Origin of the sequence: Flavobacterium anhuiense, assembly GCF_900101855.1 — a bacterium.
GTDB lineage: Bacteria > Bacteroidota > Bacteroidia > Flavobacteriales > Flavobacteriaceae > Flavobacterium > Flavobacterium anhuiense.
Genome location: NZ_FMVC01000003.1, coordinates 502544 through 516706, shown reverse-complemented (window position 1 = coordinate 516706; position 14163 = coordinate 502544). Strand labels below are relative to the sequence as shown.

At 34.2% G+C, this 14163-nt stretch carries 13 protein-coding genes; 9 read left to right on the top strand and 4 right to left on the bottom strand.

What is annotated here, in order from left to right; all coding sequences use genetic code 11:
- Position 1 precedes the first annotated feature (1 nt).
- Positions 2-487, bottom strand: a complete 486-nt coding sequence (locus BLP44_RS10225) for a GNAT family N-acetyltransferase (RefSeq protein WP_091132497.1) — start codon at positions 485-487, stop codon at positions 2-4.
- 126 nt (positions 488-613) lie between these two features.
- Positions 614-1207 (bottom strand): hypothetical protein, encoded by a 594-nt coding sequence (locus tag BLP44_RS10220; protein ID WP_008463364.1) that lies wholly within the window; start codon positions 1205-1207, stop codon positions 614-616.
- 253 nt (positions 1208-1460) lie between these two features.
- Between BLP44_RS10220 and BLP44_RS10215 the strand changes: the two genes are divergently transcribed.
- From BLP44_RS10215 to BLP44_RS10175, 9 genes are all read left to right on the top strand, one after another.
- On the top strand, positions 1461-2372 hold the full coding sequence (locus tag BLP44_RS10215) for a YybH family protein (RefSeq protein WP_091132494.1): 912 nt from the start codon (positions 1461-1463) through the stop codon (positions 2370-2372).
- 166 nt (positions 2373-2538) lie between these two features.
- Complete coding sequence (locus BLP44_RS10210) at positions 2539-3177, top strand: NAD(P)H-binding protein (RefSeq protein ID WP_008463366.1); 639 nt, start codon at positions 2539-2541, stop codon at positions 3175-3177.
- A gap of 157 nt (positions 3178-3334) precedes the next feature.
- Positions 3335-5320, top strand: coding sequence for a GAF domain-containing hybrid sensor histidine kinase/response regulator (locus BLP44_RS10205; RefSeq protein WP_091132490.1), 1986 nt, complete (start codon positions 3335-3337; stop codon positions 5318-5320).
- Between the two features lie 76 nt (positions 5321-5396).
- Complete coding sequence (locus BLP44_RS10200) at positions 5397-5762, top strand: response regulator transcription factor (protein WP_008463369.1); 366 nt, start codon at positions 5397-5399, stop codon at positions 5760-5762.
- Entirely contained in the window at positions 5759-6976 is a 1218-nt protein-coding gene (locus BLP44_RS10195; protein ID WP_244511733.1) for a YaiO family outer membrane beta-barrel protein, read from the top strand. The genes BLP44_RS10200 and BLP44_RS10195 overlap by 4 nt, the downstream gene beginning before the upstream one ends.
- A gap of 1 nt (position 6977) precedes the next feature.
- Positions 6978-7799, top strand: coding sequence for a hypothetical protein (locus BLP44_RS10190; protein WP_091132487.1), 822 nt, complete (start codon positions 6978-6980; stop codon positions 7797-7799).
- Between the two features lie 12 nt (positions 7800-7811).
- Positions 7812-9245, top strand: coding sequence for a glycosyltransferase family 2 protein (locus tag BLP44_RS10185; RefSeq protein WP_066034909.1), 1434 nt, complete (start codon positions 7812-7814; stop codon positions 9243-9245).
- A gap of 66 nt (positions 9246-9311) precedes the next feature.
- The gene (locus BLP44_RS10180) at positions 9312-10124 is read left to right on the top strand and encodes an AraC family transcriptional regulator (RefSeq protein ID WP_066034908.1); all 813 of its coding nucleotides are present in this window, start codon (positions 9312-9314) and stop codon (positions 10122-10124) included.
- Between the two features lie 79 nt (positions 10125-10203).
- Positions 10204-10815 carry a DUF417 family protein gene (locus tag BLP44_RS10175; protein ID WP_091132484.1) on the top strand — a complete coding sequence of 204 codons (612 nt, stop codon included), beginning with the start codon at positions 10204-10206 and terminating at the stop codon, positions 10813-10815.
- A gap of 64 nt (positions 10816-10879) precedes the next feature.
- Here the strand turns inward: BLP44_RS10175 and BLP44_RS10170 are convergent, their stop codons facing one another.
- Complete coding sequence (locus tag BLP44_RS10170) at positions 10880-13291, bottom strand: ABC transporter permease (RefSeq protein ID WP_091132483.1); 2412 nt, start codon at positions 13289-13291, stop codon at positions 10880-10882.
- 4 nt (positions 13292-13295) lie between these two features.
- Positions 13296-14006 (bottom strand): ABC transporter ATP-binding protein, encoded by a 711-nt coding sequence (locus BLP44_RS10165; protein ID WP_091132479.1) that lies wholly within the window; start codon positions 14004-14006, stop codon positions 13296-13298.
- Positions 14007-14163: the final 157 nt, after the last annotated feature.

The following is a 14163-nucleotide window of genomic DNA, read 5'->3' as shown; positions in this document are numbered from 1 at the left end:
GTTATGGATTTAGTATTAAATGGCAAAAAACATTGTCAGGTTTCATTAATGGAAAATCAGCAGGAAGCGCTTCTTTTGGTATTGTTGCAAAGCTGTTCTTTTCATAAAAGCGCAAAGCAGCTTGCAATAAAGAAACCGTTCCTAAATATAAGTTTTTAATTCCGTTTTCTTTGCTATATTCAATTAATTGCTCCAATAATTGCTGGGCAATTTGAAATTCTTTTCCTCTGAATTCTTTCTTGACAAACATTTTTCTGATGGCTGCAGCTTCTGGATTAAATTTTACCAAAGCAATTGTGCCAACCAACTTTCCGTCAATAAAAGCGCCTAAAAATGTACCGCCCGATTTGAAATAAAAGTTTTGGATATCTAATAAATCTGGCTGATCTGCTAAAGTTATTGGTACATTGAATTCTTTTTGCTGAATGTTTAATATGAGATCTACGATTTCATTTTCGTACTCATTCTGTATAGATTTAATCTGCATAGCATTTTAAAATTAAAATATAAGTACAAAACTACGTAGTTAACTACATATATACAAGCAAAAAACTGCTTAACCCAGCAGTTTTAAGTGTTTTTTATGATTTATTACAATTTTTTTATTCTTTTTTTATTCTTTAACTAAAACAATAACAGCCTTATAACCCGTACCAACATTCCATTCGCTTGACGAAATAACTTGGCCTTTATCGTCATAAACCTTAAATTCGGCTGTATTTGGAGAAGCAAAACCTTCGTTTAAGGCTTCAATATCAATTTTATTGATTCCTTTTTCCAAATTTATTTTGACACTTTTAAAATCGCCGTTCAAAAAGACTTCAGGTTCAATAACTTTATCGTTCAAATATACTTTTACTTTATCTCCGTCTACAAAAGCTGCATCTCGGTACATTATAGTAGAAGTAACGGCAGTAGTGTTGAAATTGCCTAAAAACTGATTTCTTCTATAAAATATTCCCTCAACGTTGGCTTCTGGCTTATAAAGATTAGTGTTTTTAAATAATTCGTCTGGATTAACCTGCAATGGAGCTGGCTTCTCGATAGGCGCAGGCGGGTTTTCTTTGGGAGCAGCTTCTGCTGGAGGAATAACTTCTTTTACAGGAGATTTTTTTGCTGGAATTGATTTGAATTTATTATCCAATTCCTGAGCAAAACTGTGCATTGAAAAAGAAGCAAAGGCAATTATCAAAAATATTTTTTTCATGTTTTTATACTATTTAATCTTGTGTGGTATTGATTTAAAAAAATTAGATGCATCATGATCTTTTATATATAAACATTTTATAAAACCAATTATTGTCTTATAAATGGTTATTTTTCTAAAAATTAACTTTTCCGTTTTAGGCTTTCTAATAAAAAATGGACTTATTGCAAAGTGGTTTTTGAATCCTTTTTGTTGTTTTTAAAATACTGAATATCAATATTGTATATTTGTGTGTAACCAAAACAAATATGCTATGATCAAGTTTAGTTTAGCCTTTCTTTTTTTGACAATTGGTATTTTTGCTCAAGAAAACAAAGCAGATTCTGCTATAAAGAAGCAGATTGAAGATTATAATGCTTCTTTTGCCACCGCTTTTATAAATGGAAAACAAGAAGATTTGGTAAAATCTTATACCGATCAAACCCTATTTATGCCGGAACACAGCAGGCAGCGAGTGGGTAAAGAAACTATTCGAGATTTCTACAAACAATGGCTGGCACAGGCAAAAGTCAGTGCTTACCAAAGAACTATTTTAGAATTGCAAGACCTCGGCAATTACGTTTTAGAGATTGGAACTTTCGCTGAAAACTTAAATGTAAACGGACAGAATCCGTTTTCGTATTCTGGAAAATATTCAGTTTTATGGAAAAAGTCTTCCAATAGGAGCCTGCCTCCAACAATTGCCGCAGAAATTTGGGGTTCGGCAAGTTATTTTGATGATAAAAATATTCCGAATATAGACGATACCGCAGTGCCGCCGACGAAAGAATATATTCCGACTGACAAATTAACTTTAGAAGTAAAAGAAAGAAATAATAGAATTAAAGAATTAGTTCGGAATAGGCAAGGAGCAGAGCATGCCAAAATGTTTATGCCAGATGCCATGTATTTGACTTATTATACTCCGATTCTTTCTGGCGAAAAAGAGATTACAACCTATTTTACAGAACACGAAAAGCCTGGCACATTGCGTATTGAACAGATTTCTATTCAAACTTCAAATATCATTTATGCCCAAAAAGCCATTGTAGAATTTGGCTTTTATAACGTTGATTGGCGTGACGGCGAAAAAAACGGAAATGTAAAAGGAAAAAGCATAAATGTTTGGAAAAAAAATAGTGATGGAGAATTATTGCTTTTTCGCCAGATGGTAAATCATGATTAAAAAATTAAAAATTCTAATTTGAAGTTAGAGAAACTATACGTTGTGCTAGTCTATTTTTTAGGTTTTAAAAAACATTTGAAAGGGAATTTTCCGAATGCTTCAGAGGAATATCGGTAGAAGTTTTTTAAAAAGATCCTTATATTTACGATACAAAATTTCTAAAATCATGAAAGCATTAGTAATTGGAGCTACGGGCGCTACAGGAAAAGAGCTAGTTAACCTGCTATTGGAAAATAATGATTACGAAGCAGTTTCCGTTTTTGTAAGACGTCCAATAGAAAAATCACATCCAAAACTCACAGAACATATTGTTGATTTTTCAAATGTAGCTTCATTTCAGAACGTAATTTATGGAGACGTTCTTTTTTCTTGTTTGGGAACCACCCTGAAAGATGCAGGTTCAAAAGAAAAACAATGGAAAATCGATTATGATATTCCGGCCGAATTTGCAGCTGTTGCAAAACAAAATAAGGTAAAATCTTTGGTATTAGTTTCTTCGTACGGAGCCTCAGCCAAAAGCAGTGTATATTATTCTATGATGAAAGGAAAACTAGAAGAATACCTCCAAGAGCTTCATTTTTCTCAATATATTATTTTTAGACCTGGACCTCTAATTCGTGAGAATACAGATCGTTTGGGCGAAAAGATTTCAGTTAAAATAATAAAATTCTTTAATGCGATAGGGCTTTTTAAAAATCTGAAACCAATTGCAACCTCATTTTTAGCCGAAAAACTAGTAAAAGCACCCAAAGCGCTTCCTGAAGGAATGACAATATTGGAATTAAACAGTATTCTTAAATTGTAACATAAATTTGATAATAGAAAATTGAAAAAAGAATAAATAAGTAATCCAAACCGTAATACTTAAGTCTTTGTGGATATAATTTTATAATAAACTCTATGCTGGACAAGGGTTTTAGACTATTTTGCTTTATCTTTATACTTTTTACTGCGCCAAAGAAATGAATAATAATTACCCCATTCCAGAAAACGAACTACAGCGTTTAGCAGCTCTAAAACGCTATAATATACTTGATACGCTTCCAGATGATGCTTTTGACGATGCAACAAAACTTGTAGCCTATATTTGCGGCGTGCCAATTGCGCATATCTCTTTTATTGATGAAAACAGGCAATGGTTTAAATCGGAGATTGGAATAGGCGTTTCTGAAGTGCCGCGTGAAATCAGTTTTTGCCAGTATACCATCTTGGACTCTAAAATGACAGAAATAAACGATACCTTACTTAATGATCGTTTTAAAGATGATCCTAACGTTACTGGAGGTTTTAATATACGATTTTATGCAGGGGTACCGCTTACAACGCCAGACGGGTATAATATTGGAACATTATGTGCTATTGATCATGAGGCCAAAGTATTGAATGAAAATCAGCGTAATGCACTTTCTATTGTGGCCAAACATGTTATTACTTCATTGGAATTAAGCACAAAAAACAATCAATTGTACACGCAACGAAAAATCGCAGAACGAGCGGTTTTGGCAAGAGATAGTTTTTTGGCCAATATGAGTCATGAAATTAGGACGCCTCTTAATGCAATTATTGGTTTTACAGATCTGCTGGCACAAACAGAACTCGATGATACACAGCGTGATTATATAGGAAATGTCCAAATTGCTGGCGAAAATTTACTTTTGATAGTAAATGATATTCTGGATCTTTCAAAAATGGAGTCTGGAAATTTACCAATCGAATCCGAGCCATTTAATTTGAAGAAAACCCTCAGACACGTTTATAGTTTGCTGAAAGTAAAAGTGCAGAAGGAAGTTGAGTTTAATCTTTTTCTTGATGCTGAATTGCCAGACATGGTGATTGGAGATCAAGGAAGGCTCAATCAGATATTGGTAAATCTCATTGGAAATGCGCTGAAGTTTACAAATGAAGGAGAAGTGACCGTTTCGGTAAAGAAAATTGAGGAAACCGAAGACAGTTATTCGTTTAAATTTTCTATTAAAGATACTGGGATTGGAATCGCAAAAGATAAGCTCGAAACTATTTTTGAAAGGTTTACGCAAGGTGAGGAAAGCACAACGCGAACATTTGGAGGCACTGGACTCGGATTGAATATAGTAAAACAGCTAGTCGAACTTCAGAAAGGAGAAGTTCATGTAAAAAGTACCTTACACCGTGGTTCGGAATTTTTCTTTACCCTGTCATATAAAAAATCAAACGCTAGGGAAGCAGAAGTCAAAACTGTTTCTAATAATGATTTGGGAAATCTTAAAATATTGCTCTGCGAAGATAATGTTTTAAACCAAAAGCTTGCAAAAAGCGTAATTAATAATTTTGGTTTTGATTTGGATATTGCACAAAACGGTGAAGAAGGCATCGAACTTTTGTCTCAAAATGAATATGATCTGGTTTTAATGGATTTACAAATGCCCGTTAAAGATGGCTACCAAACCACAGAATATATTAGAAATGAAATGAATTCCGCCATTCCGATTATTGCCATGACAGCACATTCTCTGGTAGGAGAGCAGGAGCGATGCTACAAAGTAGGAATGAATGCTTATGTGCCAAAACCGTTTAAACAGTCCGTTCTTTTAAAAGCCATAAAAACGGTAATGTCACCAGACGCTGATGCGCATCATAAGAGAATTATTGATATGTCTTTTCTAGATGAAATGTCTGGAAACGATCCAGAATTTAAAAAAGATATGATTAATCTTTTTATTGAAAAAATTCCGAATCAAGTGGCACAGTTAGAAGAAGCATTTAAGGAAACTGATTACGACAACGTAAGGAAACTGGCGCATAATATGAAATCAAGCATGGATATTTTTATGTTGCAGGATTTGAGCAATTGCCTGTCAATTATTGAGGAAGAAGCGTCATATGGTAAATTTACGGCAGACGTTTTAGATAAAATGAATATTTTCAGTTGTGGAATTGAGGAAGTCGTTAAAATTTTAAAAGAGTTATGATATAACGGAAATATACTGTAGTTTTATAGTAATAATGAATATGATTTAGTTTGTCCCAAAGAGAAAAAATTAAAAAATGAGAATTATTGTAGCCGAAGATAATGATATCCTACGCAAATCGTTGTCTTTTTTCTTAGAGTCTAAAGGATTTAATGTTGACCAGTTTTCTGATGGTAAAGAGGCGCTAGAGGCGATCGAAAAAGAAAACTATGATTTGATATTGACCGACATAAATATGCCAGGAATAAGCGGGATGGAAATTACCCAGCATGTTAGAGAGAACCTTAAATCTGATATTCCTGTCATTATATTAACTTCTTCGGGTGTTGAGCAGACAGAGCTTGATTCTTTTGACATTGGAGCAAACGAATTTATTGCTAAGCCTGTAAGTCCGGCTGTGCTTTTAGTGAGGATTAATAAACTGCTAAAGACTCGAATATGATGAAGTTGGTATATTATTCTATTTTCCTGCTTTTTATTTCCTCAATTGCAATGGGCCAAGAAATCAATATAGATGAAGCTCTGGCAAAAGCGAAGCGCGAGGTTGAAAAAGAAAATTACGATAAAGCACTATCGATTATTGAGCCTCTGCGTGCCAAATATCCTGAAAATGAAGATATACAAACATACACAGGACGAATTTACAGCTGGAAAAAATACTATAAATCGGCGATAAACATTTTGTCTCCAATGGCAGACAGAAGCAATCCGAATCCTGAGGCACTGCAAGCGCTTATAAACGTTTATTTCTGGACAGAAGATTATGAAAAATGCATTTTGTATTGTGATAAATATCTTGCTATTGATCCAAAATCGGTTGAGGTTTTGAAAATTAAAGCCACTTGTCTGGAAAAACTAAACCGTGATCAGGAGGCATTAGATTTAATAGATAAAGCATCTTACATTGATAATAGTACTCAAGCCTTTAGTGGAATACGTACACTTATTGGACGTAAAGCAAAAAATACAGTTTCGGCTTCCTATTTAAATATCTCGACATCAGATCCAGGTCAGCAGCCATTTCATTACGGATATGTTGAGTATTCGCATAAATTCAGCAAATCGGCAATCGTAGGAAGGGCAAATATTGGAAATATCGGCAGCGAAACCCAAATGCTTTTTGAAACCGATTTTTATCAGACCTTTTCAAACAAAAGTTATTTGTATGCAAATGCTGGAGTATCAACAGGAAAAACCATATTTCCTGTAGCAAAAGGTGGTTTGGAATATTATTTTGCTCCACAGAAAAAGTTTGATTTTTCGCTTGGAGCAAGATTTATGCACTTTGATACAGACGACATTACGCTGCTTACAGGACAAGTTGCCTATAATGCAGGAATTTATACTTTTGCCTACAGACCTTATTATGATATTTCGAACGAACTTTTTTCTCATGTTTTAAGCGTACAGCGCGTAAATGAAGAAAAAGAACGCCTAATAAGATTGGAATTGCAATACGGAAATGTTCCATATCTGTATCTCTACAATAGTTTTACACAGCCATTAAAAGCTTATCGTGTCGGACTTCAATATCAGCATCGTTTTGGGGATTCGTTTTTTGTGCGCCCGATTTTCCTTTATGAATATGAGGAATATATTCCTAGCGAATACAGAAATAAGTTTAATGTACAGTTAATTGTAACAAAACGTTTTTAAGATGACAGAATTCTGGGAACTATATAAAAACGGCCAGTGGGAAGTGCCTTTTCTTACTTTCTCCATTTATCTGTTCTTAGCGGGTTCACTTATTCTGTATCTTATTATAGTAGCCAGCAGAAATGGTAAAATCAAAAAAGAACGTCTTAGCAAAGAATACAGTGTTGTGATAGATAAAGTATTATCGGCTGTCATTTTTGAGAATATTTCTTTTGCTGAAGTAAAAAAAGACAAAAATTTTCTTGTGCTTTTTGACACGCCTTTTTTTAGAGAAGTTTTAATGGAATCCCTTATTAATCTGCATAAAAACTACGAAGGAATTTATGCTCAGAAATTGGAACAGTTTTATAAAGATTCGGGATTAATAAAATCTTCGTTCCGAAAGCTTAAAAGCTTGAAATGGGAAGTAAAATGCAAAGGAATTACTGAATTGGCAGAATTTAATATTAAAGAAGCATTCGATCAGATTATTGCTTACTCTAAAGCGAGAAAAAAAACACTAAAGATTGTGGCATTAAATGCCGCTATAAAACTTGAAGGTACTGAGAGTATAAAATATTTGGTAGACCATTTAGATCCCATAGACGATTGGATGCAGCTGAATATTATTGGCGCTTTCAAAAAACATGATGTTGGCGATAGAGAAGGAATTGAACATTTGTTAGAATCGCAAAACACCACTGTAATTGCGCTTGGATTAAAACTTATAAAAGAACTTAAACTAACACAGAAACTTCCTTATGTAGTTCAGTTAGCAGACAATACTTCAAACACGGTAATTAAATACAAAGCACAGAGTCTTTTACAGACCTTAACAGCATAATCTTATAAGAAAATGACTTTTTTTAATACTGAAATAACGTGGTTTTTGGATGTATACATACTCCTGATTCTTGGTTACGCCATACTAATTATGTCTTCTTATTTAATGCTGGCTTATATTTCTACAAAAGAGCTTAGAAAATATCTCAAACGAAACAGTTTTGTTGATTATGATGTGCTCTTAACCAGCGAGTTTGCACCAAAACTTTCGCTTATTGCGCCCGCTTACAATGAAGGTCTAACCATCGAAGAAAATGTAAAATCTCTACTTTCTCTGAATTATAATAATTATCAGGTCATCGTGGTAAACGATGGAAGCAAAGACAATTCGATGGAAATCTTAACCAAAACCTACGATTTGGTTTTAACCGATTTAGACTTTCATCCACAAATTGAAACCAAAAAGATTAGAGGAATTTATACTTCTAGAAATGCAGCTTTCAAAAAACTGATTGTTGTTGATAAAGAAAATGGCGGAAAAGCAGATGCACTAAACGTTGGACTTAATATTGCTCAAAACCCCTATGTGGTTTGTATTGATGTCGATTGTATTCTAGATAAAGATTCGCTTTTAAAACTCGCAAAGCCATTTTTAGAGTCGTACGGAAAACGTATTATTGCTACTGGTGGGGTGGTGCGAATCGCTAATCAGTGTGTGATAAAAAATGGACGCTTGGTCGAAGTAAATGTACCAGATGTAATGTTGTCAAGAATTCAGGTTTTAGAGTATCTGAGAGCTTTCCTTTTAGGAAGAATGGCTTGGGGAAAACTAGACGGATTATTGCTGATTAGCGGTGCTTTTGGCGCTTTTGACAAAGAAATAGCCATACTTTCTGGTGGTTACAGCACCAAAACGGTCGGAGAAGATATGGAACTTATAGTAAGAATGCGCCGTTATATGCTGGATAATAAACTGCCTTATTCTGTAAGTTACATTCCAGATCCTCTTTGTTGGACAGAAGCACCTGAGGATTTCAAAATATTCAAAAAACAGCGCTCTCGCTGGATGAGAGGTACAATAGAAACATTAAGCATTCATCGCAGAATGTTTCTTAATCCAAAATATAAATTACTAGGAATGTTAAGCGTGCCGTATTGGACTTTGTTCGAATTTCTAGCGCCTGGGATAGAATTTATTGGTTTAATAATCACTGCTGTATTTATAATATTCGGTCTGTTGAATTGGCATTTTTTCTTCTTGCTATTGTTTTTTGTGTATTCGTTTGCAGTTTTGTTTTCTGTGATCGCTTTATACAGTGAAGAAAAAACCTATCATAAATACCCAAAACAAGCCGATTTTTTCAAGCTTTTAATGGCTGCATTTGTCGAACCGTTTTACTTTCATCCGCTTACTGTTTATGCGGCTTTGGTCGGGTATAAAGAAAAAATTATGGGTACAAAAGGCTGGGGTGAAATGACAAGAAAAGGATTTACCAAAAAAGAATAAAAAAGCTAAACTTATACGGTTTAGTTTTTTTGGAGAAACAAAAGAAACAAACCGTAATTTAGTAATATGAAAATCGAACTGCAGCAATCTTCTTTTCTTCAAAAGGAAATCAACGAGCCTTATTACAACATTCTAATGTTTGACGGAGAAGCTGTTTTTTCTGTCGATTTAACTGATTATGAATGCAAAGGAAAGAGTCTTTTGTTTTTAACGCCGTATCAATTATTGCAATGGAAAAGTTCGACAGCGTCTTTCGTAAATATTCTAAGTTTTCACGGAGATTTTTACTGCATTGAATATCATAAAAAAGAAGTGGCATGCAACGGAATTTTATTCAATGATATCTACAGCGAACCTTTTGTAACTGTTTCCGATTTTATTTACGAAGAAATTACGAGTATTATGGAAAGAATGAAAAGGGTGGAAGACTCTGATTTGGATTATGATAATTCGATTATAAAATCCTATTTGCAAGTTATTCTAGCTTTAAGCAGCAAAGAAAAACAACTTAAAATGTCACCACAAATTCAGGAATCTATAGGAAATGCTGATATTTTGAAGTTTCAGCATTTGTTAGACACGCATTTTCTAGAAGCAAAAGAAGTTGCTTTTTATGCGTCAAAATACAATTTGAGTGTGAATACTTTTAGTAAAAGAATTAAAAAGCATTTTGGAAAATCACCTTCTCAGCTTATTCAAGATCGAATTGTTTTGGAAGCCAAGAAATTGCTGCATTTGACAACCAAAACGATAAAAGAAATAGCAGACGATCTTAATTTTGAAGACGAATTCTATTTCAGCCGCTATTTCAAGAAAAGTGTTGGAATTTCGCCTACAGTATTTAGAAAAGAAGTCGGTATTTCTATCGTGGCAAAATAGTCCATGAAAACTCCTTTACGTCCATTTTTATCCCGTTAGCTGTAAAGTAATTTTGGTATGTATTTAAAACATAATCAAAATGGAAAAATTTATAAGATTTATTGCTGATGGACAAAACAACTTTATTCACTTTTTAAGAATTGCCATATTTGTTGTAATGGCTTGGATTGGCGGATTAAAAGCCTTTAAATATGAAGCAGACGGAATAGTTCCGCTTGTCGCGAATAGTCCGTTTATGAGTTTCTTTTATAAAGATGCCGATAAACAAATTGTAAATGATGACGGAAAAACGGTAAAAGCCTACACACTTTACAAAAACGTTGAAGGTAAAACGGTTGAGAAAAACATCAAATGGCACGAAGAAAACGGCACATACATTTTCTCTTACGGATTAGGAATTGTTATTGTAACAATAGGTTTATTGGTTCTTTTAGGCATCTGGTTTCCTAAAATGGGCTTTGTGGGCGGACTTCTGACATTCGGAATGGCATTTGTAACCTTATCATTTTTAATTACTACACCAGAAGTTTACGTTCCGAATTTGGGAGGTGATTTTCCAACGCCACAGTTTGGTTTTCCGTATCTTTCAGTTGGAGGCCGTTTGGTTCTCAAAGACATTATCATGATGAGTGGTGGACTGATTGTAGCTTCAGATAGTGCCAAGAAAATTTTAAAAAGATTTTACGCTTAATCAAAATAAAAAAGCTGCGCAAGGGGCTCAGACTTGCACAGCTTTTTACAAAAACTCAAACTAATTACTCATATTTTAAATATCGCAGCACATCTACTTTTGTTACTTGGTAGGCTTTTGCTAAAACAATCGTCAGCGTTAGAAATAACAACGAAACAAAAGCTGCTAGAAAAGGCAGTATCGGAATTTCAATTCGAGAAGCAAAGTTTTCAAGCCATTTCTGCATTAATAAATAGGCAGGAACAATTCCGATAAGGAAACCAATTATGCAGAAAACGACATACTGTTTGGATAATTCTTTTAGCAAAGTATTGGTTTCAGCGCCAAGCGTTTTTCTGATGGCAATTTCGCGCAGTCTTCTTTCCATAGAAAAAGAAGCCAAAGCAAACAATCCGAAAACAGCAATTAATATGACCACCACATTCAGCAGAGCAAACAGATTTCTCTGATCTTGATATTTTTTATAGGTTCTGGCGAAGTTTTTATCTACGAAATCATACTCAAACGGATATTCCTGATCTACTTTAGATTTCCAGAATTTATCTATAGCTGCAATCGTTTCGGGCATTTGGTCTGGAGATATTTTGACCGTAATATTTCTCATATCATTTGTCATCCAGTCAAACGCTTTAATATGAAAAAAGATCATTGGAGCAACATTATATTCTAATCCGATGTAATGGAAATTTTTGACAATACCTACCACTTTAAATTTCTGTCCTCCAAATGTGATGTCTTGATTTACAGGGTCTTTTACCATTAGGGTTTTGGCCGCGGTTTCATTCAATAAAGCGCTCGAGATGCTGTCTGTTGCCAGTTCAGGATTCAAATCTCTTCCTTTTAATATTTTGATTCCTAAGAGGTTGAGCTGTCCGAAATCCATAGGCAATTGCTGCGTAATCACTTCTTTATTTGCTTTATAGTGCAGCCCTTGCCAAGAATTCTCATTGCTTCCAATAGAAAACATTCCAGCAGAAACACCTTCAACGCCTTTAATTTTTAGAAGTTCTTGTTTAATTGCTTTATACCTTTCATATTGATTTTTTCCTTTTTGCGGTTTAAATGAAATATCCATAACCTGAGATCCATTAAAACCTAAATCCTTCTCCATCATAAAGTTTACCTGTTTGTAAACAATAAACGACCCGATAATAAAAAGCGTAGCAATAGAAAACTGTAAAACAAGCATTCCGTTACGAATCCAGACACCGTTTTTGCTTCTCGAAAAATTGCCTTTTAGAACTTTCAGAGTTTCAAAATTTGAAATGTAGACTGCTGGAAAAACGCCGGAAACCAATATTACAGCAAAGAAAACTACAATCAGCTGAAAGTAAAATTGAGCTCCGATTAGGACTAGATTTTTTTCTAAAAAAGAATTGTAGAAGGGTAGTGAAAGCTCAACAATTACCATGGCCAGCAGAACAGAAAATAACGTCATTAGTGTGGTTTCAAATACAAACTGAGCAATAATTTGAGACTTTGAAGCGCCAATTATTTTGCGAACTCCAACTTCTTTGGCACGTTTTATCGCATTTGCAGTTGCCATATTGATGTAGTTTACAATCGAAAGAATTAAAATTAAGATTGATAAACCCATTACAATCTTCAAGAACTGTAAATTGCCATTTTTTTCAGGAAACGCATAATTACCTTGAAAAAGTCTTGCCCTTGAAAGCGGAAGAAGCCTTGATTTTATGGGATCTCCATATTGTTTTATAAATTGTTCAAGAGATAAACCTTCAGCTTTTGCCTGTTTTTTATAGTTGTCTTCAAGAAATATTTTATCCAAATTTTGAATTACAGCCGTCGTATCACTTTGTTTTTTCAGCTTAAGCATTAATCCGTAATTGAAACCCCAGTTTTCTTTATTTTTTTCTAATTCTTCTTCAACTACGGGAGTCACTACAGCTGGCATTACCGACGATTTTTCAGGTAATTTGTAAACACCGCGAACAACAAAAATTCGATCGGCATATTTTACCTGTTTGCCTATTGGATTTTCATTCTTAAAAATGCGCGTAGCAGTTTCTTTAGAAAGCACCATGCTGTTGCGATCGCTAAAAGCTGTTTTGGCATTGCCCTGAATAAACTCAAAAGGGAAAAAAGAAAAGAAGCTCCTTTCGGCCGAAAAGATTTTGTCGACCAATTCTATTTTTCCGTTGTACTGAATCGTTTCTTTTGTATAATACGGTCTATAATAGCAATATTGCTCTAAATAAGAAGTAGTTTCTTTTAGCATTCGGCCAGGAATTGGAGAGTTTGTTGTCCAGATATTTCCCCCGCCAAAATCATTCATTACGTTATAAATTTTATCCTTTTCAGGATTCCACTTATCGTAAGCGTGTTCGTCATTCCAGTATAGAATGGCAAAGATTAAACCTGCAATTCCGATACTTAAGCCTAATATGTTTAGAACTGTAAAGAATTTGTTGTTCCTAATATGGTAAATAAATATGTTTGTCCAGTTTTTAAGCATGACCCTAGTAATTTGAATTTACCAATACATCAACATTTCTATGATTTACTTTTTCTGAAAGAATTGCACCATCTTTCATGAAAATGGTTTTTTGCGAAAAAGAAGCGTCGTAATCAGAGTGTGTCACCATCAAAATTGTCGATCCGCTGGCATGAAGGTCGGTTAGTAATTCCATAACCTCGTTTCCGTTTCTGCTATCCAAGTTTCCTGTTGGCTCATCGGCCAAAATAATTTTCGGATTATTGATTAAAGCTCTTGCTACGGCCACACGCTGCTGCTGTCCGCCTGAAAGCTGTTGCGGAAAATGCTTCAATCGGTGTGCGATTCCCAAAATTTTTGCCATTTCGTTTACTCGCGATTTTCTTTCGGCAGAAGGCACATTGCTATAAATTAAAGGCAATTCGATGTTGTCAAAAACTGATAATTCGTCAATTAAGTTGAAATTCTGGAAGATGAATCCGATGTTTTCTTTTCTGGCTTGCGATTTTTGTTTTTCCTTCAAACCCACCATTTCCTGATCTAGAAGCTTATAACTTCCGCTTGAAGCGCTGTCCAAAAGTCCAACAATATTCAATAAAGTCGATTTTCCACTTCCCGAAGGTCCCATAATCGAAACAAAATCTCCTTGATTAATGGTTAACGAAATTTCACTCAATGCTTTGGTTTCTAATTCCTCAGTTCTAAATACTTTCGAAAGTTTTGTAATGGTAATCATAATTTGACTGTTTTAATTTTTGATTGATTTTCTTTTAAAATTTTTATGCCCTTCGGAAATGACAGAAACAAGTCTGAAAATTAAGATAAAATTTTTTTAATTTATCGCTATTTATTTTGTTATTTGTACTTCCTAAAGAGGTTAATTCTTAATGATT